Consider the following 19194-nt stretch of genomic DNA (forward strand, 5'->3'; position numbering starts at 1 on the left):
CGCCAGCGGGGTGGGCGGGCTGCTGACGGCGCGCTCCGCCTCGCCGTCAGGAGCCGAGGAGCCGCTCGTACTCCTCCTGCGTGACCGGGAGGACCGTCCCGTGCCGGGCGCCCGGCGGGAGCTCGTACTCCGTCGACATCGTCCACTTCCCGGAGTCGAGGTCGTCGGTCTCGAAGGGCACGTAGCCCCGGCCGCCGAATTCGTCGATGAGGAGATACCACTTCTCCTCGGTGCCGGACCGGAAGACCGCCGGGCCCTCGCCGCGGTCGACCGAGCCCTTGCCGACGCAGTCGGCGACGAAGTCGTACGAGGGGGATGTGAGGTCCTGCGACTTCTCCACCGTGATGAACTTGGAGCACGGGGTGTCCGACGAGGGGTTCCGCTCGTCCTTGGTGAACCTGTAGTAGCTGCCGTCGTGCCGGACCACCGTCGAGTCGATCACCGAGTACCCGGGGTCGTGCCATACGGCGGGTTCGCTGAAGGTGCGGAAGTCGCGTGTCGTCGCGTACATCATCTTGTTGTACGTGCTGCCGGTGTGTTCCGGGTCGTCCGCCGAGTAGATCTTGGAGGCCCAGAAGACGACGTACGAGCCGAGCTCCTCGTCGTAATAGGCCTCCGGTGCCCAGGTGTTGCCCGCGGTCTCCGGCGCCACCTCGACCAGCCGCCGGTCCGTCCAGTTCACCAGGTCCTTGGACTCCCAGACCATGACCGACCTGCTGCCGGTGCGCTGCACCTGGTCCCAGCTGCCGCCGCTGCCGCCGTACATCCGGAGGTCGGTGGCGATCTGGTAGAACGTGTCGCCCTCCGGGGAACGGATGATGAACGGGTCGCGGAGCCCCCCGGTCCCGAGATCCGAGGTGAGCACCGGCTCGCCGCCGTTCAGTTCCTGCCAGTGCAGCGCGTCGTCTCCCCGGCTGAGCGACATGCGTATCTGCTCGCCGTCGGCGGTGCCCTCGCCGGTGAAGTAGCTCATGGCGTAACCGGTGTACGCCTGCTTCCGGGGCAGTTCGGGCACCGATGCGGTGAAGGTGCGGCGCGTGGCGGCCCTCCCGCGTGTGACGACCGCGGTGAGCTTCACCCGCTCCGGCCCCGCGCCGGGCTCCGGGCGGTGCACGAGGCCCGTCGCGTCGATGACGCGGGGCTTGTGGGACCTCCAGGTGACGGAGGTGCCGTGGGCGCCGGCGGCGGGCAGCGTCAGATTGCCGCGTACGTCGCCGAGCCCGTGGACCGCGAGCGAGGCGGCGGCCCGCGCGGTGGCGGCCCGGCCGCCCGTCGGGGCGGGCCCTGCCTGAGCCGTTCCACCGGGGAACGCGAGCAGGCCGACGACGAGGGACAGCAGGGGCAGCAGAGAGCCGAAGGCTCTTCCGGTGAGGTGCGGACGCATGACTCTCCCGACGACGTGTTCGAAATATCGGACTGCGTTCGTGAAATCGGACCGACGTTAGGGCTGCTGGTGAACCTCGTCAAGGGGTGCGGAGAAAGCCGTTCGCACGGTAGAAAGCGCTTGCGCGACCGCGTATGGTCTGGCCCCGCTGAATCCATTCAACCCAGGAGACCCGCCATGCGCCGAGCTGGATCCGTACTGCTGGCCGCCTGCACCGCCGCCGCGGCCCTGACCACCCTGGCGGCTGCTCCCGCCGGAGCCGAGGACCGCGCCGCGGCCGGGCGGGACCGCTGCACCGGTGCCGCCCCCGTCGTCTGCCACTTCGACGTCGCACCCGGCACCTACCGTGTCCGGGCCGTCCTCGGGGGTGGTGCGGAGGCCGGCTCCACGGCGGTCACCGCGGAGTCCCGCAGATCCGTGCTCGCCGAGACCCCGAACGCCCCCGGTGAGACGGTCCGTCGCACGTTCACCGTGGACGTGCGCGACCCCGAGGGCGAACCCACCGGCGCCACCGGCAGCCCGGGGCTCGACCTCACCTTCGGCGGCGCCGCCCCGCAGCTCGCCTCGCTGCACGTGGAGCGCGCCCGGGTGCCCCAGATCCTGCTCGCCGGCGACTCCACCGTCTGCGACCAGCCTGGTGATCCCTACTCCGGCTGGGGCCAGCAGCTCCCGCAGTACCTCACCGACCGGCTGTCCGTCGCCAACTACGCCGACTCCGGCGAGAGTTCCCAGACCTTCCGGGACAACCCCGCACTCTTCCCGGCCCTCCGGGCCCGCATCCGCCACGGCGACCTCGTGCTCATCCAGCTGGCCCACAACGACAAGCAGACCGACCGCGAGACCTACCGCGCCAACCTCACCGCGATGATCGAGGGCGTACGGGCCGAGGGCGGACGCCCCGTGCTCGTCACTCCGATCGTCCGCCGCTGGTTCAACGCCGACGGCACCCTCGACAACGGCACCGCGCTGCTGGTCAACGGCCTGGGCGTCGATCTGCCCGCCGAGGTGCGCTCGCTCGCCGCCGAGCAGGGCACCCCGCTCGTCGACCTCACCGCCCTCACCAGGTCCCGGGTCGAGGAGCTCGGCCCCGAGGGGTCCAAGGCGCTCTACCTCTACGACGAGAAGCGCGACAACACCCACACCTCGGCGCGCGGTGCCACCGAGTACGCCGCGCTCGTCGTCGGTGAACTGCGGGCGCAGAAGCTCGTCCCGGCGCGCACGGTCCGGTGAATCCCGCTCCACGCCCACGCCGAACTCCCCTGTCGAAAGGCGATACCCATGAGTGAAGCCGAAGTGCCCAGCCGCAGGACCATGCTGAGGGGAGCCCTGGTCGCAGGGGCCCTCACCGCCGTACCCGGCGTCGCCCACGCCGCGGAGGCGCGGGCCCCGTACCGCAATCCGCTGGTCGAGCAGCGCGCCGACCCGCACATCACGCGGCACACCGACGGCCGCTACTACTTCACGGCCAGCGCCCCCGAGTACGACCGGATCATCCTGCGCTCCTCCCGCACCCTGCGCGGCCTGAGCGCCGCCAGGGAGGCGGTGATCTGGGCCAGGCACACCACCGGGGACATGGCCGCCCACATCTGGGCCCCGGAACTCCACCGCATCGGTGGTACGTGGTACATCTACTTCGCCGCTGCCCCGGCCGACGACGTATGGAAGATCCGGATCTGGGTGCTGGAGAACGCGAACCCCGACCCGTTCAGCGGCACATGGGCCGAGAAGGGGCAGCTCACCACGGCCTGGGACACCTTCTCCCTCGATGCGCACACCTTCACGCATCGCGGCGACCGCTACCTCGCCTGGGCCCAGTACGAGCCAGGACTGGACAACAACACGGGGCTCTTCCTCTCACGGATGGCCGACCCCTGGACGCTGACAGGGCCTCAGATCCGGCTCAGCACACCCGAGTACGACTGGGAATGTGCCGGCTTCAAGGTCAACGAGGGGCCGGCGGTCATCAAGCGGAACGGCCGAGTCTTCATGACGTACTCCGCGAGCGCGACGGACGCCAACTACTGCATGGGCATGCTCACCGCCGACGCCCGGAGCGACCTGATGGACCCCGGTTCCTGGGTCAAGTCTCCGGAACCCGTCTTCGCCAGCAGCGAGGAATCGGGGCAGTACGGCCCCGGCCACAACTCCTTCACCGTCGCCGAGGACGGCCGCACGGACGTGCTCGTCTACCACGCCCGGCCGTACAAGGAGATCACCGGCGATCCGCTGCACGACCCCAACCGTCACACCCGCGTCCAGCCGTTCGGCTGGCGTGCGGACGGCACTCCGGACTTCGGGGTCCCCGTGCGCTCGTGAGGGCGCGTCCCGGCCAGTTCGGGCAGAGGCGTTGACCCACCGCAGCGCCCTGCCTATCTTGCGTTCGAAGTTCTGGTCAATGTCCGATATCTCGAACAATGATCCCTGGAGCGTCCATGCCGCACCCGCACCTGTGGCCGAGACTCACCGTCCCGGTCATCGCCCTCCTGCTCGGCACGCTGGTGGCAGCACCCACCCGCGCCGACGACGGTCCGTCCCGGGCGGAGGCGACCGACTACTCCCTCACCCTCCACCCCGACCGCACCGGCCCGGCCATCAGCGAGTCGATGTACGGAGTCTTCTACGAGGACATCAACCACGCGGCGGACGGCGGTCTCTACGCCGAACTCGTCCAGAACCGTTCCTTCGAGTACGACCGCGCCGACAACGCCGCGTACTCGCCCATGACCGCGTGGAGCGAGACCTCGGCCGCGGGCGGCACGGGAACCGCCACGACCGTGGACGACAGCGGGCGGCTGGGCGAACGCAACCGGCGCTATCTCCGTCTCGACCTGGACGGCGCGGGAGGCCGCGGGGCCGGCTTCGGAGTCGCCAACTCCGGCTACAACCAGGGCCTGACCCTGCGCAAGGGCGAGCGCTACGACTTCTCCGTCTGGGCCCGCACCGACCGCCCCGAGGGCACCTCCCTGACCGTCGGGGCGGCCACGGCGGACGGCGCCGCCCTCGCCTCGCCCCTGCGCGTCACGGCCCGCGGCGACCGCTGGACCAAGTACACCGGAACCCTCACCGCCCGCACCTCCGCGGCGGACGGCCGGCTCACCGTCACGGCCGGCGGCAGCGGAACCGTACGGCTCGACATGATCTCGCTCTTCCCCCGCGCCACCTACAAGGGCAGGGCGAACGGCCTGCGCAAGGACCTCGCTGAGAAGACCGCCGCGCTGGACCCGGGCTTCCTGCGCTTCCCCGGAGGCTGCCTCGTCAACACCGGCAGCCACGAGGCCTACGAAGCGCCCGGCTGGGAGCGCAAGCGCTCCTACCAGTGGAAGGAGACCATCGGCCCGGTCGAGCAGCGTCCGGTCAACGCCAACTTCTGGGGCTACAACCAGACGTACGGCCTGGGGTACTACGAGTACTTCCAGTTCGCCGAGGACATCGGGGCGATGGCCCTGCCCGTCGTGCCCGCCCTCGTCACCGGATGCGGGCAGAACAAGGCGACCGACGACCCCGAACTGCTGGAACGGCACATCCAGGACACCCTCGACCTGATCGAGTTCGCCAACGGCCCGGCGCGCTCCACCTGGGGCGCCAAGCGTGCCGCCATGGGCCACCCCGCGCCGTTCGGCCTCACCCACCTGGAGGTCGGCAACGAGGAGAACCTCCCCGACGAGTTCTTCGCCCGCTTCACCGAGTTCCGTGAGGCGATCGAGGCCAGGTACCCCGACATCACCGTGATCAGCAACTCCGGCCCCGACGACAGCGGCGCCACCTTCGACCGGGCCTGGCAGCTCAACCGGGACGCGGACGTCGCCATGGTCGACGAGCACTACTACAACAACCCGCAGTGGTTCCTCGAGAACAACGCGCGTTACGACGCCTACGACCGCCGGGGCCCGAAGGTGTTCCTCGGTGAGTACGCCTCCCTCGACAACCGGTTCTCCAACGCCCTGGCCGAGGCTGCCTACATGACGGGCCTGGAACGCAACGCCGACGTCGTGGAACTCGCCTCCTACGCCCCGCTGCTCGCCGACACGAACGACTCCCAGTGGCGGCCCGACATGATCTGGTTCGACAACGAGAAGTCATGGGGGTCGGCCAACTACGAGGTGCAGAAGCTCTTCATGAACAACGTCGGCGACCGTGTCGTACCGAGCACCGCCTCCTCGACACCCGCCACCACGGAACCGATCACCGGCGCCGTCGGCCTGTCGACCTGGGCCACCAGCGCCGCGTACGACGACGTCGAGGTCACCGCGGAGGACGGCACCCCGCTGCTGGGCGACGACTTCTCCGGCGGCGACGCGCAGTGGACGAAGGCCGCCGGACGTGGCTCCTGGGCCGTCCAGGACGGGGCGTACGTCCAGTCCGACGAGAGCGCCGAGGACACCCTGGTCACGGCGGGGGACACCGGCTGGCAGAACTACGACATGAAGGTCAGGGCCACCAAGAAGTCCGGCAAGGAGGGCTTCCTCGTCGCCTTCGGGGTCAAGGACACCGGGAACACCTACTGGTGGAACCTCGGCGGCTGGGGCAACACCCGCTCCGCCGTGGAGAAGGCGGTCGACGGCGCCAAACAGACGATGACCGAGGACACCACCACGATCGAGACGGGGCGTGCGTACGACATCCGCGTCCAGGTGCGCGGCCGGCAGGTCACCCTCTATCTCGACGGCGAGCAGTGGGGCACCTTCACCGACGACAAGCCCGCCGAACCCTTCCGGCAGGTGGTCACCCGCGACGACGCCACCGGCGAGCTCGTGGTCAAGGTGGTCAACGCCCAGGCATCGGATGCCAGGACCCGGATCGACCTGGGGGCGGAGCCGGCCTCACGGACCGCCCGGGTCACCACGCTCCAGGCCGCCCCGGACGCGGTGAACACCGCCGACGACCGGCAGGTGGCTCCACGGAAATCGACCCTGCGGGTGGACGGACGCGTACTCAGCCACACCTTCCCGGCACATTCCGTGACCTTCCTGCGCATCAGGGAGTAGGGCCGGGAAAAGCGAAAACCCCCAGGATGACCTGGGGGTTTTCCGCTGGTGTCCGAGGGGGGACTTGAACCCCCACGCCCGATAAAGGGCACTAGCACCTCAAGCTAGCGCGTCTGCCATTCCGCCACCCGGACAAGGTGTCTGTCTCGCGGGCCCTGGCCCGTTCCGACGTGGAAAACCATAGCAAACATTCGAGGGTGCTCGATCACGCCCCTGCCATGTGAAAGGCGCATGACGGGGGCCGGGCGGTCTTGGGCAGGCGGGGCCGGGCGCGCGAGGATGAGGGGGAGCACCACCGCGACAGTGGAAGGAAGCAGCGTGAGCGAGACCAACACGGCCCGGGCCGGCATCGGCGAGACCGCCGAGAATGAGGTCGTGGACCTCTGTCGTGACCTGATCCGGATCGACACCAGCAATTACGGCGACCACTCCGGCCCCGGAGAACGGGCCGCCGCCGAGTACGTCGCCGAGAAGCTCGCCGAGGTCGGGCTGGAGCCGAAGATCTTCGAGTCCCACAAGGGCCGTGCCTCCACCGTGGCCCGGATCGAGGGCGAGGACCCCTCCAGGCCGGCGCTGCTGATCCACGGACACACCGACGTCGTGCCGGCCAACGCGGCGGACTGGACGCACGACCCGTTCTCCGGCGAGATCGCGGACGGCTGTGTGTGGGGACGCGGCGCGGTCGACATGAAGGACATGGACGCGATGACCCTCGCGGTCGTCCGCGACCGCATGCGCAGCGGCCGCAAGCCCCCGCGCGACATCGTGCTGGCCTTCCTGGCCGACGAGGAGGCGGGCGGCACGTACGGGGCGCGCCACCTCGTCGACAACCACCGGGACCTCTTCGACGGCGTCACCGAGGCGATCGGTGAGGTCGGCGGCTTCTCCTTCACCGTCAACGAGAACCTTCGCCTCTATCTGGTGGAGACGGCGCAGAAGGGCATGCACTGGATGCGGCTCACCGTGGACGGCACCGCCGGTCACGGCTCCATGACCAACAACGACAACGCCATCACCGAGCTCTGCGAGGCCGTCGGCCGGCTGGGCCGGCACAAGTGGCCGGTCCGGGTGACCAAGACCGTGCGGTCCTTCCTCGACGAGCTGTCCGACGCGCTGGGCACCCCGCTCGACCCGGAGGACATGGAGGCGACGCTCGCCAAGCTCGGCGGGATCGCCAAGATGGTCGGCGCCACCCTGCAGAACTCCGCCGCCCCCACCATGCTCGGCGCCGGCTACAAGGTGAACGTGATCCCCGGCCAGGCCACCGCGCACGTGGACGGGCGCTTCCTGCCCGGGTACGAGGAGGAGTTCCTGGCCGACCTCGACCGGATCCTCGGGCCCCGGGTCAGGCGTGAGGACGTGCACGGCGACAAGGCGCTGGAGACGAGCTTCGACGGGTCCCTGGTGGACGCGATCCAGCTCGCCCTCAAGGCCGAGGACCCGATCGCCCGTGCCGTGCCCTACATGCTGTCCGGCGGCACCGACGCGAAGTCCTTCGACGACCTCGGCATCCGCTGCTTCGGCTTCGCCCCCCTGAAGCTGCCGCCGGAGCTGGACTTCGCGGGCATGTTCCACGGGGTGGACGAGCGGGTGCCGGTGGACGGCCTGAAGTTCGGCGCCCGGGTGCTCGACCGGTTCATCGACCACTCCTGAGCCCGTCGGACGACCGAATTCGCCTGCCTGTACGCACCTCACCGGAAAGGGTGAAAGGCGCCCCGCGCTCGTAGCCCCCTCACCCCCTCCTCGTTACAAGTGATGCGGTCCGCGGCTGGGACCGCACTTGTCAATCAGGAGGAATAATGATCAAGAAGGTCGTCGCAATCGCGGCTGCTACCGGTGGTCTCGTGCTCGCTGGTGCGGGCATGGCTTCCGCCGACGCCGGTGCCCAGGGTGCCGCCATCGGCAGCCCCGGCGTGCTCTCGGGCAACGTCGTCCAGGTGCCGGTCCACGTTCCGGTGAACGTGTGCGGCAACACGATCAACGTGATCGGGCTGCTGAACCCCGCCTTCGGCAACACCTGCGTCAACGCGTGACGATGCGCGTCAACCCGTAAGGGTTTGAGTCCGGTCGGCCTCGGGGTGCGCGCCATGCACCCCGGGGCCGCTGGGCATTCGGCCCCCGGCGCGGCTGTGCCCGGGGCATTTCGGTAGGCAGAAGGCAGGAAGACAACCTATGCGACAGGTCACACGTAAAGGCCTGATCACCATGGCAGCGGCGGGCGGAGTGCTCGCGCTCGGCGGCGGTTACGCGCACGCCGACGCGGGAGCGGCCGGCGCCGCGTCGGGTTCACCGGGAGTGCTCTCGGGGAACTCGATCCAGGTCCCGATCGATGTACCCGTCAACGTATGCGGAAACTCCGTGGACGTCGGCGGTCTGCTCAACCCCACGAGCGGAAACGACTGCGGAAACGGAACGTCTGAGTCCGGCCACGCGCACAGCTCCGACGGCGGTGCCTCGTCCGGTCACGGCTCCGGGAGCCGGGCGTCCGGGCACGAAGAGGCGGGCGGCAGCGGGGCGGGGACGGGCAGGCACCGTGCCTCCGGCACCTCGGCCCAGGCGGAGACGAAGGGGTCCCCCGGGATCCTCTCCGGCAACCAGGTGCAGGCACCGGTGGAGATCCCGCTGAACCTCTGCGGCAACAGCGTCACCGTCGGCGGGCTGCTCAACCCGGTCTTCGGCAACGACTGCGAGAACGACACGGAGACGGTCCCGCCTCCCGTCGTGCCGCAGACGCCGCACACCCCGGAGAAGCCGGTCACGCCGGACGCCCCTCCGGCCCCCGAGACCCAGCTGGTGACGGGCGAGCAGCTCGCGCACACCGGCGGGGGCGGGCTCGACCTGCTCATCCCGGCGAGCGCGGGCATGCTCCTGGCAGGTGCGGGCACGGTCCTGTACCGGCGTTCGCGCGGCGCCGCACAGCGGTAGCGCGACAGCGGTCCGACGAGCGGGTTCCGCCCACGCGGGGCCCGCTCCGTCCTACCAGGTGGGCCGGAGCTGGCGGATGATGCGGCGGCGCAGCCGCACCCGGCGGCTGCCGTCACGGCGCAGCGTCAGCCGGTCCAACTCCCAGTGCCCGTACTCGGCATGGTCGGTCAGCAGGCGGGCCGCCTCCTTGCGGGACACCCCGCGCGGCACGTACACGTCGATGAATTCGTATTCCGGCATCGCATCTATTGTGCGGGCAGACCCCCGGTACGGATAGCGTCTGTCCTATGTCTGATGCTGCGCAGCCCACCGCTGCCGAGGTACGCGCCGCCGCCGATGCCGTCAAAACCGCGCTCGACCGCCACCTCCAGGCAGTCGAACGCCGTACCGGGGACGACGACCCCGCCGTCTCCGACGCGTTCAACGCACTGGCCGCTGCGGCCGAGGTCTACGACGAACTGCTCTACGACCGCTACGACGAGGTCACCCCCTTCGAGATCCCGGCCGCGGAGGACTCCCTCCCGCCCTACGCGGGCCCGGAGGAGCCGCACGCCGTCAGCGTGCTGATCAGGCGCGACTACGCGGTGGCGGAGCCCGCGCGGCTGCTCGCCCAGGCCCAGCGGCTCGCCGACCTCGATCCGGACGGACAGGACGGGGGCACCGGCGCCGTGTCGGCCGCCGGGGCCGGTGTGCATGCCGCGCTGGGAGTGGTGTTCGGCGAGTACGAGTCGGACGAAATCGCGTCCCGGCACAAGGAGTTCGGCCTGGAGGAGGGGGACTCCACCCTCTGGGTCTCCGCTGTGGAGGAGCTTCCCGAGCCGGGGGAGTGGCTCGGGGCGCCGTTCGACGAGGCGGATCCCGCGATGGTGGTCTGCCGCTTCGACGTCAGCTCCGTCTTCGACGAGGAGGACGAGCTGGACGGGGACCTGGACGACATCGTCCCGGACCGCGCCTGATCCCACCGTCCGCCGGCCCCGGCGCGCAGCGCACCGGGGCCGGCGTCCGACGTCCCGCGAGGCGTCCGGGGCCCGGGGACGGGCCTACGAGGCGTCCGGAGTGGGCAGCGCCTCCAGCAGGGGCCGCAGCCGGGTCGTCCTCTCCTGGGCGGGCACCTCGGCCACCGCGCGCGGCAGGGCCTGGTCCACGCCGTGCACCACGGACAGGTGCCGCTCCCCACGGCTGAACGCCGTGTACACCCAGGGCCTGCTGAGCCCCTGCGCGGCGTCTCCGGGCAGGACGACGACAGCGGCCGGCCAGCGCATCCCGGCCGCCTGGTGGGCGCTGAGCGCCCAGCCGTGGCGTACGGAGGTCTCCACCCGGTCCTGCGGTACGACGACGGGTGTGCCCGCGCAGTCCAGGTGCAGGCCCTCGGCGTCGGCGGAGACGACCGAGCCGGGCACGGCCCTGCCGGGCGAGGGGACGTGGACCACGCGGTCGCCGGGGTCGAAGCCGCCGAACCGCCCCGGCCCCGGATTGAGCCGCTGCTTGAGCGCGGCGTTCAGCGCCGTCGTGCCCGCCGAGCCACCGTGTCCGACCGTGATCACCTGGGTGTCGGAGGAGGGTACGCCGATGGCGCGCGGCACCGAGTCGGCCACGAGCTGCACCGTGCGGTGGACGGCCTCGCCCGCGTCCCGCACGGGAACGATCACCACTTCCTTGCCGGGCGCCTCGACCTGGGCGAGCTCCCCGGCCCCGATGCCGGAGACCAGCTCGCCGATCGGTCCGGGGTCGGGCGTGCGCGAGACCACGTGCGGACAGGCCCGAGCCGCGATCACGTCGGCGAAGACCCGGCCCGCACCGGCCGACCCGAGCACTCCCGGGTCGCCGCTCAGGATCAGCCGCGTCCCGTCGGCGAGGGACTCCACCAGCATCGCGGCCGTCTCCACGTCCAGCTGCGGGGCGTCCAGCACCACCAGTACGTCGAGGGCGAACGCGCCGTCCGCGTCCCTGCCGGGCCCGGCCTCGCCGGAGAGCAGGGCGGAGAGCGTGACGGCGGATCCCGGGTCACCGACCGCGGCCGCCAGCCTGCTCCGCCCGTCCTCGCTGTGGGTGGTGCCCAGGGCCCGCAGCCCGAGGCCGTGCGCGGCGGCGACGAGGGCGGCGGGCTCGGCCCGGGCGGTCTCGCCCCCGCTGTGGGCGACCAGGCCCGCGGTGGCGGCGGCCCGGATCAGCTCGCCCGCCGAAGGGGACGGAGCGGCGGCAGCGGCCTCCGTCCAGTCGGCGCCCTTCTCGCAGGTGTTGACGAGGCGTGCCAGCCCGTCGGCGAGGCTCTCCTCGGCCAGGGCGTACCTGTCGAGGCCCAGCAGCACCGTGACCGGCTCCTCGTCCCCCCGCGTGCCGTCCTCGGGCGTCTCCCCGGCCTCCTCGGCCTCCTCGGCGCCCTCCAACTCCGTGGCGCCGTCATCGGCCCCGTCGTCCTGGAAGACCAGCACGACGCCCTCGGCGGCGGCCTGCTGGACGGCCTCCCCGGGATCGGTCACCGCGAATCCGGCGAGCGCCGTCCGCACCTCGTCGGCGTCCATCGCCGTGTGGCCGCGCAGCGCCGCCCGCTCCAGCAGCCAGCCCACGAGAGCAGCCGTGCGTCGCTCGTCGTCGGGCCCGCATCCGGCGCCCAGCAGCGCCCGCGCGAAGCCGTCCGCCTGCTCGGGCCGCACGCCGGGCACGGACAGCAGCTGCCACGGGTCATCCCGGAGGACACCCGCGGCCCCTTCACCGAGCCTGGCGGCCGCAGGGCCTGCCAGGGCCCCGGGGGCCCCGCCCTCGGCGAGCACCTCCGCGACCGAGGCGGCGGCCTCGGGGGACGCGGCCCGGTGAGCCCGCTGCTCCGGGGCCGGGGAGGGACGTGCGGGCGCGGCGGCGGGGGCCGCCCGGCGGGGTGCGGGCGCCGAGGCGGGCGAGTCGAAGAAGGCGGTGCCCGGCTTCTCGCCGCTCTCCACCGCGCGCACCGCGGCGAGCAGATCCGCCGCCGGCCCGCTCAGCTTCGTCCCCGCAGCGATCGGCGCTTCCTTCCCGGCCTTGCGCTGCTCGATCCGCTCGCGCAACTCCCGCTGCGCGGCCAGCTCCGCCTCGGCCTCGGAGAGGGCGGGCGCGGCGGAAGCGGGCGCCCCCGGTGCCTGCTCCAGGTCCTGTGCGCCCTCCGCGCCGTCGTCCGGCCCCTCCGCGCTCCCGGCGCCGTCGTCCGGCCCCTCCGCGCTCCCGGCGCCGTCGTCCGGCCCCTCCGCGCTCCCGGCGCCGTCGTCCGGCCCCTCCGCGCTTCCCGCGCCGCCCTCGTCGGGCGTGCCGGGCGTGTCGGCGGCCTGGGCAACGGCGTCCTCGACGGCCTCGTGGTCCTCGGCCGCGGGATCCGGGGATTCTCCCCGGGGATGCGCAGTCACAGCGTGCTCCAGTCCTGGTCGGGATAGCGGTGCACGGGCGCCGACACGTCGTCGAGCGCCTGGCAGATCTCGTCAGGAAGACTAAGCGCCTCCACTGACAACGCCTCGGTCAGCTGCCGCGCGTTGCGCGCGCCGACGACCGGAGCCACCACTCCCGGCCGGTCGCGCACCCAGGCGAGCGCGACCTGGAGGGGCGTCGTGGCAAGGCCGTCGGCGGCCGTGGCCACCGCGTCCACGATCCTGCCCGCCGCCTCGTCGAGGTACGGCTCGACGAAGGGGGCCAGCTGCTCGGAGGCCCCGCGCGAGTCGGACGGCGTGCCGGTGCGGTACTTGCCGGTCAGCACACCGCGGCCCAGCGGGGACGACGGCAGCAGCCCCACCCCGAGGTCCAGCGCCGCGGGCAGCACCTCCCGCTCGACGCCCCGCTGGAGCAGGGAGTACTCCATCTGCGTACACGCCAGCCGGGTGCGCAGCCCGGGCGCGGCGAGCTGCCAGGTCGCCGCCTTGGCCAGCTGCCAGCCGCTGAAGTTGGACACTCCGGCGTACCGGACGCGCCCCGAGGACACCGCCAGGTCCAGTGCCTGGAGGGTCTCGTCCAGCGGCGTCACGGGGTCGAAGGCGTGGATCTGCCACAGATCGACGTAGTCCGTCCCGAGCCGCCGCAGGGACGCGTCGAGCGCGGCGAGGAGATGCCCCCGCGATCCGTCGAAGCGGCGGTAGGGATCGGGCACGCTGCCCGCCTTGGTCGCGACGACCAGGTCCTGCCGTGGCACCAGATTGTCCAGAAGGCGGCCCAGCAGGTATTCGGCCTCCCCGCCGCCGTAGACGTCGGCGGTGTCGACGAGGGTGCCGCCCGCGTCCCAGAAGGCCTTGAGCTGGTCCGCGGCGTCGTGTTCGTCGGTGTCCCGGCCCCATGTGAGGGTGCCCAGCCCGATCCGGGACACGCGAAGGCCGGTACGGCCGAGATGCCTCTGCTCCATGGGCGCTGAGATTACTGGCCAAGGCACCACGGGGTGGAGGCCTGTGGACAACCGTGGTCCCCGGGCGAGCCTGCCGGATTCCGGCGCCCCGCGCTAGAGTCCGGGACACAGGAACGTTACTGATCAGTAGAGGGAGCGTGGGTATGCGGCTCGGCATCAATCTCGGTTACTGGGGTGCGGGGATGGACGGCGACAACCTCGCCGTCGCCCAGGAGGCCGACCGGCTCGGCTACGACGTCTGCTGGGCGGCCGAGGCGTACGGCTCCGACGTGCCGACGGTGCTCGCCTGGGTCGCCGCCCGGACCGAGTCGATCGACGTGGGCTCCGCCATCATGCAGATCCCGGCCCGCCAGCCCGCCATGACGGCCATGACCGCGGCCACCCTCGACTCGCTCTCCGGGGGCCGTTTCCGTCTCGGCCTCGGCGTCTCCGGACCGCAGGTCTCCGAGGGCTGGTACGGCGTCAAGTTCGACAAGCCGCTGGCCCGCACCCGCGAGTACGTCGAGATCGTGCGTAAGGCGATGTCCCGGGAACGCCTGTCCTACGAGGGCGAGCACTGGACGCTGCCGCTGCCCGACGGCCCGGGCAAGCCCATCAAGCTGACCGTCCACCCGCAGCGCGAGCACATCCCGCTCTACATCGCCGCGATCGGCCCGAAGAACCTGGAGCAGACCGGCGAGATCGCCGACGGGGCCCTGCTGATCTTCCCCTCCGCCGACCACCTCGAGGAGACCGCGGTGAAGCACCTGCGGGCCGGGCGGGAGAAGGCCGGGAAGACGATGGACGGCTTCGACGTCTGTCCCACCGTCCCGCTCGCCGTCGGCGACGACGTCAACGGCCTCGCCGACATGTTCCGCCCGTACACCGCGCTCTACGTCGGCGGCATGGGCAGCCGCAAGCAGAACTTCTACAACCAGCTCGCCCAGCGCATGGGCTACGAGAAGGAAGCCGCCGAGATCCAGGACAAGTACCTGTCCGGCGACAAGGCCGGCGCGGCGGCCGCCGTGCCGCACCAGCTGATCGACCAGACCACGCTGCTCGGCTCGGTGGACCGGATCGCCGACCGCATGCAGGCGTACGCGGCAGCCGGCGTCACGACGCTGACCCTCGCCCCGGCGGGCTTCACGCTCGACGAGCGGCTCGCGGCCCTGCGCGCCGGAACCGACGCCCTGGAGCGCTCCGGCCTCGCCGCGTAGGCACCGGCGCAGCACTACGGCCGTGGTGGGGGCTCGGGGGTCCTCCCCGCCACGGCCGTCACACGGAACAACGCCCCGCAGGGCTCCCGGGTTACGCCCCGTACTCCTCCCGGGACGCCCGGGCAGGTCCGGCCGCCGCCGCGCGCCCGTTCGGCCCTGCCGGGCCCGCCCCGTGTTGCCTACCGACGCGTACCGAATTTGACTGTGCCTCTGCGGACACCGGTGCGAAAGGTGGCAGTGATGCTCTCGGCTAAGAGTCTGTTCCAGGAGATCCTCGACAACGACGAGTCGTTCCGGCTGTTCTGCTCGATCGCCGCCGGCGGGGAGACGCAGGGTGGCTGGGAGAACGGACGCATCGCCGCGCTCGTCCCCCCGGGGCTGCGCGAGCTGGCGCCCAAGGTCGCCCGGCACGGCGCCGACGAGGACAAGCACGGCCGGATCTTCAACGCCCTGCTGAAGCAGCGCGGACTCCAGCCGGTGACGGTTCCGTACGAGACCGACTACACCCTCCTGCTGGAGCGCCACGGCATCGGCCTGGCACACGACCGGCTCAGCCGTGAGGAGCCGCTCACCGAGCGGGACATCATCGTGTACCTGGCCCACAGCAGAGTCACCGAACAGCGGGCGTCCGAGCAGATGCGGCTCCTGCTCAAGCACTTCGCCGGACACCCCGTCCTCGGCCGCGCCGTGAAGATGATCTCCCGGGACGAGGACAACCACCTCGCCTACTGCCACGAGGAACTCCTCCGCTTCGCCCGGGCCGGACACGGACGGACGATCCAGTCCGTCCTGCGGGAGTGCGCCCAGGCCGAGATCCGCGTGTACCGCGACGTCAGCATCGCGGTGATGAGGCACATGGGCGCCGTGCTGGGCTGGCCCCGCGCCAAGTCCGCCGCACTCGTCGCGGGCATCCACGCGATGCACGCCTACGAGCGGCTGGTGGGATGGCGGCGCATGGTGAGCCTCGAACAGCCCGCTCTGCGCGACGCTCTGGGCGGCCCTGCCGTGCCAGAGAACGAGTACGCCTGAGACGTCCTACAGCCAGCCACGGCGCGTGAACAGGCGGTACAGCCCGACGACCGCGATGCCCATCAGCGCGATCACGGCCGGGTAGGTCCAGACCCAGCCGAGTTCGGGCATGTGCTCGAAGTTCATGCCGTAGATCCCGGCCACCATGGTGGGTACGGCGGCCATGGCGGCCCACGCCGAGATCTTCCGCATGTCGTCGTTCTGCCGGACACCCACCTGCGCCAGATGCGCCGACAGAATGTCCGAGAGCAGCCGGTCGAGCCCCTCCACGTGCTCGACGGCACGCGTCAGATGGTCGTTCACGTCCCGGAAGAACGGCTGCGAACCGGCGTCGACGAACGGCACGCCCGCGCTCGACAGCCGCGCCATCGGCGTGCTCAGCGGATTGGTCGCCCGGCGGAATTCGAGCACCTGCCGCTTGAAGGTGTAGATGCTCGCCGCCGTGTTCTTGGAGTCCCCGGTCCCGGTGGGGGCGAAGACCTCGGCCTCCAGCTCCTCCAGGTCGACCTGGAGCTCCGCCGCCACCTCGATGTAGTGGTCCACCACCGCGTCGCTGACCGCGTAGAGCACCGACGTGGGCCCGTGCTTCAGGACCTCGGGCTCGGCCTCCAGCCGGCGTCGTACGGCCGCGAGGGGCGCCCCCTCGCCGTGGCGCACCGTCACCACGAAGGAGTCCCCTATGAACAGCATCAGCTCACCGGCGCTCACGGTGTCGCTCTTCGGCTCGTAGACCACCGGCTTGATGACGACGAACAGGGAGTCGTCGTAGATCTCCAGCTTGGGCCGCTGATGGGCGCGCAGGGCGTCCTCCACGGCCAGGGGATGCAGCGAGAACTCGCTGGTCACCAGGTCGAACTCCTTCTCCGTCGGCTCGTGCAGCCCGATCCAGACGAAGGCGTCCCCGGTGGCGCGTGCCTCGTCGAGGGCATCGGAGAAGTCGGCGGGACCTTCGGTCCGGCGCCCGTCCCGGTAAATTCCACAGTCGACGATCACCCGGGCATTGTTCCCTGCCGCGACGGGTTCACGCACCTCTACGCTGGCATGTATGCCCACGCTCATCCTTGTACGCCACGGACGCTCGACCGCCAACACCTCCGGAGTGCTCGCCGGCAGGACCCCAGGCGTCTCCCTCGACGGACGCGGTGAGGAACAGGCCGCCGCGCTGCCCGGCCGCCTGGCCGCCCTCACGCTCGTGGCGGCCGTCAGCAGCCCGCTGCAGCGCTGCCGCGAGACGCTCCAGCCGCTGCTCGACGCCCGCCCGGACCTCCCGCTGCACACCGAGGACCGGATCAGCGAATGCGACTACGGGGACTGGTCGGGGCGCAAGCTCGCCGAGCTCTCCGACGAACCGCTGATGAGGGTCGTCCAGCAGCACCCCTCGGCCGCCGCCTTCCCCGGCGGTGAGTCCATGCGGGCCATGCAGGCCCGGGCCGTCGACGCCGTACGGGACTGGAACTCCCGTGTGGAGGCGGAGCACGGTGAGGACGCCACGTACCTGATGTGCTCGCACGGCGACATCATCAAGGCCCTCGTCGCCGACGCGCTCGGCATGCACCTCGACCTCTTCCAGCGCCTGCACGCCGACCCGTGTTCCGTCACCGCGATCCGCTACACCTCGCTGCGCCCGTTCCTCCTCCGCCTCGGCGACACCGGCGACTTCGCGTCGCTGGCACCACGTGAACAGGCCATCGGGGCCGACGCGGCGGGGGAGAGGGCAACGGACGCGGCCGTCGGGGGCGGCGCTGGGGCACCGTGATCGCTCCGCGCAGTAGGGTGGACGCGCCGTAGAGGCCTTGCGGGACATCTCGCAGGGCCCCGGGGCCGCCCCCATCCGCCATCACATTCTCAAGGGAGACAGGACGTGTCCCGTCAGGTGTTCCTCTACGACCCTCCGGACCGTTTCGTGGCCGGTACGGTCGGGCTGCCTGGCCGCCGTACGTTTTTCCTGCAGGCATCCTCGCGCGGACGGGTCACCAGCGTGGCCCTGGAGAAGACGCAGGTCGCCGCGTTGGCCGAACGGATCGACGAACTCCTCGACGAGGTCGTGCGGCGGACCGGCGGCAACTCACCGGTGCCCGCCGTGGCACCCATGGACGTCACCGACAGCGCTCCGCTCGACGCCCCCGTCGAGGAGGAGTTCAGGGTCGGCACGATGGCACTCGCCTGGGACGGCGAGGAGCAGCGCATGATCGTCGAGGCGCAGGCCCTCGTCGAACTGGACGCCGACTCCGAGGACGACCTCGCCGAGGCCGAGGAAAGGCTTCTGCAGGACGAGGAGAACGGCCCGCCGATGCTGCGCGTCCGGCTGAGCGGTGCTCAGGCAAGGGCGTTCGCCAAGCGCGCGCTGGACGTCGTGAACGCGGGCCGCCCGCCCTGCCCGCTCTGCAGCCTCCCCCTCGACCCGGAAGGACACGTATGCCCGCGCCAGAACGGATACCGTCGCGGGGCCTGACGGAGGCGGGGCTGCGCACTCTCCTCGCCGAGGGGGAGCTCACGGTCCTCGGCCGGGTCAGGGGCGCGTCGAACGCGGTGCTCCACTGCACCGTCGCGCACGAGGGCGAGGAACGCCTCTGCGTCTACAAGCCGGTCGCCGGTGAGCAGCCGCTGTGGGACTTCCCCGACGGCACGCTCGCCCAGCGCGAGGTCGCCGCGTACGAGATCTCCGAGGCCACCGGCTGGGGACTCGTGCCGCCCACGGTGCTGCGGGAGGGCCCCTACGGCGAGGGGATGTGCCAGCTGTGGATCGAGGCGGAGGCCGGCGGCGAGGACGCCGCGGCGTCCGCCCACGGGCTGCCGCCCCTGCTCGCGCTCGTCGAGGCCGAGGAACCCGGGGACGGCTGGAAGGCGGTCGGCTTCGCCGAGGTCGGGGAGGGGAAGACGGCCCTGCTGGTGCACGCCGACGATCCCCGGCTGCGCAGGCTCGCGGTCCTGGACGCGGTGATCAACAACGGTGACCGCAAGGGAGGGCACCTGCTGTCCGCTCCCGGCGGGCGGCTGTACGGCATCGACCACGGTGTCACCCTCAACGCCGACGACAAGCTGCGCACGCTCCTCTGGGGGTGGGCCGGCGAGCCGCTGACGGCGGAGGCGGCCGAGGTGCTCGACCGGCTCTCCGCCGGCCTGGAATCGGGCGCCGCGCTCGCCACCCGGTTGGGGGAACTGATCACCGAGGCGGAGATCGAGGCCCTGCGCGGCCGGGTGGAGAGCCTCCGCAAGTCCGGCCGTCACCCCCTGCCGAGCGGTGACTGGCCGCCGATCCCGTGGCCGCCCGTGTGAGACCGCCCCACCGGGGCCCGGAGCGGCGGACCGCTGCGGGCCCCG

Annotated in this window: 16 protein-coding genes, 1 tRNA gene and 1 pseudogene; 12 read left to right on the top strand and 6 right to left on the bottom strand. The window is 71.7% G+C overall.

Annotated features, from left to right (window positions below; all coding sequences use genetic code 11):
• Positions 1–55: 55 nt before the first annotated feature.
• Positions 56–1261 (bottom strand): annotated as a pseudogene (locus ACIP63_RS37005) (immunoglobulin-like domain-containing protein); the annotation flags it as partial.
• 300 nt (positions 1262–1561) lie between these two features.
• Between ACIP63_RS37005 and ACIP63_RS37010 the strand changes: the two are divergent.
• From ACIP63_RS37010 to ACIP63_RS37020, 3 genes are all read left to right on the top strand, one after another.
• Entirely contained in the window at positions 1562–2614 is a 1053-nt protein-coding gene (locus ACIP63_RS37010) for a rhamnogalacturonan acetylesterase (protein ID WP_401525106.1), read from the top strand.
• Positions 2615–2662: 48 nt separating this feature from the next.
• Positions 2663–3700, top strand: a complete 1038-nt coding sequence (locus tag ACIP63_RS37015) for a family 43 glycosylhydrolase (protein WP_401525109.1) — start codon at positions 2663–2665, stop codon at positions 3698–3700.
• A 116-nt stretch (positions 3701–3816) separates the two neighbouring features.
• The gene (locus tag ACIP63_RS37020) at positions 3817–6369 is read left to right on the top strand and encodes an alpha-L-arabinofuranosidase C-terminal domain-containing protein (RefSeq protein ID WP_401525112.1); all 2553 of its coding nucleotides are present in this window, start codon (positions 3817–3819) and stop codon (positions 6367–6369) included.
• A gap of 46 nt (positions 6370–6415) precedes the next feature.
• Here the strand turns inward: ACIP63_RS37020 and ACIP63_RS37025 are convergent.
• Positions 6416–6503 (bottom strand) — tRNA-Leu (locus ACIP63_RS37025).
• Between the two features lie 184 nt (positions 6504–6687).
• Between ACIP63_RS37025 and ACIP63_RS37030 the strand changes: the two genes are divergently transcribed.
• The 3 genes from ACIP63_RS37030 to ACIP63_RS37040 all read left to right on the top strand — a co-directional run bounded on the left by ACIP63_RS37030 (position 6688) and on the right by ACIP63_RS37040 (position 9294).
• Entirely contained in the window at positions 6688–8022 is a 1335-nt protein-coding gene (locus ACIP63_RS37030; RefSeq protein ID WP_401525115.1) for a M20/M25/M40 family metallo-hydrolase, read from the top strand.
• 146 nt (positions 8023–8168) lie between these two features.
• Positions 8169–8402, top strand: a complete 234-nt coding sequence (gene chpH / locus ACIP63_RS37035; RefSeq protein ID WP_351283273.1) for a chaplin ChpH — start codon at positions 8169–8171, stop codon at positions 8400–8402.
• Between the two features lie 139 nt (positions 8403–8541).
• The gene (locus ACIP63_RS37040) at positions 8542–9294 is read left to right on the top strand and encodes a chaplin (protein ID WP_401525119.1); all 753 of its coding nucleotides are present in this window, start codon (positions 8542–8544) and stop codon (positions 9292–9294) included.
• Between the two features lie 51 nt (positions 9295–9345).
• Here the strand turns inward: ACIP63_RS37040 and ACIP63_RS37045 are convergent, their stop codons facing one another.
• A complete protein-coding gene (locus ACIP63_RS37045; RefSeq protein WP_053930948.1) occupies positions 9346–9534 on the bottom strand; it encodes a DUF5703 family protein in 189 nt (62 codons plus the stop codon).
• Positions 9535–9581: 47 nt separating this feature from the next.
• Here ACIP63_RS37045 and ACIP63_RS37050 point away from each other — a divergent pair, with 47 nt between their 5' ends.
• The gene (locus ACIP63_RS37050) at positions 9582–10250 is read left to right on the top strand and encodes a hypothetical protein (RefSeq protein WP_401525123.1); all 669 of its coding nucleotides are present in this window, start codon (positions 9582–9584) and stop codon (positions 10248–10250) included.
• An 84-nt stretch (positions 10251–10334) separates the two neighbouring features.
• Here the strand turns inward: ACIP63_RS37050 and ACIP63_RS37055 are convergent, their stop codons facing one another.
• Positions 10335–12668 carry a helix-hairpin-helix domain-containing protein gene (locus ACIP63_RS37055; protein WP_401525126.1) on the bottom strand — a complete coding sequence of 778 codons (2334 nt, stop codon included), beginning with the start codon at positions 12666–12668 and terminating at the stop codon, positions 10335–10337.
• Positions 12665–13648: an aldo/keto reductase gene (locus ACIP63_RS37060; protein WP_401525129.1), complete on the bottom strand. Its 984-nt coding sequence runs from the start codon at positions 13646–13648 to the stop codon at positions 12665–12667. The genes ACIP63_RS37055 and ACIP63_RS37060 overlap by 4 nt, the downstream gene beginning before the upstream one ends.
• A 143-nt stretch (positions 13649–13791) precedes the next feature.
• Here ACIP63_RS37060 and ACIP63_RS37065 point away from each other — a divergent pair, with 143 nt between their 5' ends.
• Complete coding sequence (locus ACIP63_RS37065; RefSeq protein ID WP_401525132.1) at positions 13792–14844, top strand: LLM class F420-dependent oxidoreductase; 1053 nt, start codon at positions 13792–13794, stop codon at positions 14842–14844.
• A 240-nt stretch (positions 14845–15084) separates the two neighbouring features.
• Entirely contained in the window at positions 15085–15873 is a 789-nt protein-coding gene (locus tag ACIP63_RS37070; protein ID WP_401525135.1) for a ferritin-like domain-containing protein, read from the top strand.
• Between the two features lie 6 nt (positions 15874–15879).
• Here ACIP63_RS37070 and corA read toward each other — a convergent pair whose 3' ends face one another.
• On the bottom strand, positions 15880–16866 hold the full coding sequence (corA, locus tag ACIP63_RS37075; RefSeq protein WP_401525137.1) for a magnesium/cobalt transporter CorA: 987 nt from the start codon (positions 16864–16866) through the stop codon (positions 15880–15882).
• A gap of 52 nt (positions 16867–16918) precedes the next feature.
• On the opposite strand from corA, the gene ACIP63_RS37080 reads away from it, so the two are divergent.
• The 3 genes from ACIP63_RS37080 (at position 16919) to ACIP63_RS37090 (ending at position 19149) form a co-directional block, all read left to right on the top strand.
• Positions 16919–17629, top strand: coding sequence for a histidine phosphatase family protein (locus ACIP63_RS37080; RefSeq protein ID WP_401525140.1), 711 nt, complete (start codon positions 16919–16921; stop codon positions 17627–17629).
• A gap of 105 nt (positions 17630–17734) precedes the next feature.
• Positions 17735–18325 (top strand): DUF3090 domain-containing protein, encoded by a 591-nt coding sequence (locus ACIP63_RS37085; protein WP_104790241.1) that lies wholly within the window; start codon positions 17735–17737, stop codon positions 18323–18325.
• Positions 18289–19149, top strand: coding sequence for an SCO1664 family protein (locus ACIP63_RS37090; protein WP_401525144.1), 861 nt, complete (start codon positions 18289–18291; stop codon positions 19147–19149). The genes ACIP63_RS37085 and ACIP63_RS37090 overlap by 37 nt, the downstream gene beginning before the upstream one ends.
• Positions 19150–19194 lie beyond the last annotated feature (45 nt).

The sequence above is a fragment of the Streptomyces sp. NPDC088746 genome (genome assembly GCF_044751065.1).
Lineage (GTDB): Bacteria > Actinomycetota > Actinomycetes > Streptomycetales > Streptomycetaceae > Streptomyces.

Excerpts from the sequence above, each read along its gene's own strand:
- ACIP63_RS37010 (WP_401525106.1), top strand. The coding sequence starts at position 1,562 with ATGCGCCGAGCTGGATCCGTACTGCTGGCCGCCTGCACCGCCGCCGCG.
- ACIP63_RS37015 (WP_401525109.1), top strand. The coding sequence starts at position 2,663 with ATGAGTGAAGCCGAAGTGCCCAGCCGCAGGACCATGCTGAGGGGAGCC.
- ACIP63_RS37020 (WP_401525112.1), top strand. The coding sequence starts at position 3,817 with ATGCCGCACCCGCACCTGTGGCCGAGACTCACCGTCCCGGTCATCGCC.
- chpH (WP_351283273.1), top strand. The coding sequence starts at position 8,169 with ATGATCAAGAAGGTCGTCGCAATCGCGGCTGCTACCGGTGGTCTCGTG.
- ACIP63_RS37040 (WP_401525119.1), top strand. The coding sequence starts at position 8,542 with ATGCGACAGGTCACACGTAAAGGCCTGATCACCATGGCAGCGGCGGGC.
- ACIP63_RS37045 (WP_053930948.1), bottom strand. The coding sequence starts at position 9,534 with ATGCCGGAATACGAATTCATCGACGTGTACGTGCCGCGCGGGGTGTCC.
- ACIP63_RS37050 (WP_401525123.1), top strand. The coding sequence starts at position 9,582 with ATGTCTGATGCTGCGCAGCCCACCGCTGCCGAGGTACGCGCCGCCGCC.
- ACIP63_RS37060 (WP_401525129.1), bottom strand. The coding sequence starts at position 13,648 with ATGGAGCAGAGGCATCTCGGCCGTACCGGCCTTCGCGTGTCCCGGATC.
- ACIP63_RS37065 (WP_401525132.1), top strand. The coding sequence starts at position 13,792 with ATGCGGCTCGGCATCAATCTCGGTTACTGGGGTGCGGGGATGGACGGC.
- ACIP63_RS37070 (WP_401525135.1), top strand. The coding sequence starts at position 15,085 with ATGCTCTCGGCTAAGAGTCTGTTCCAGGAGATCCTCGACAACGACGAG.
- ACIP63_RS37080 (WP_401525140.1), top strand. The coding sequence starts at position 16,919 with ATGCCCACGCTCATCCTTGTACGCCACGGACGCTCGACCGCCAACACC.
- ACIP63_RS37090 (WP_401525144.1), top strand. The coding sequence starts at position 18,289 with ATGCCCGCGCCAGAACGGATACCGTCGCGGGGCCTGACGGAGGCGGGG.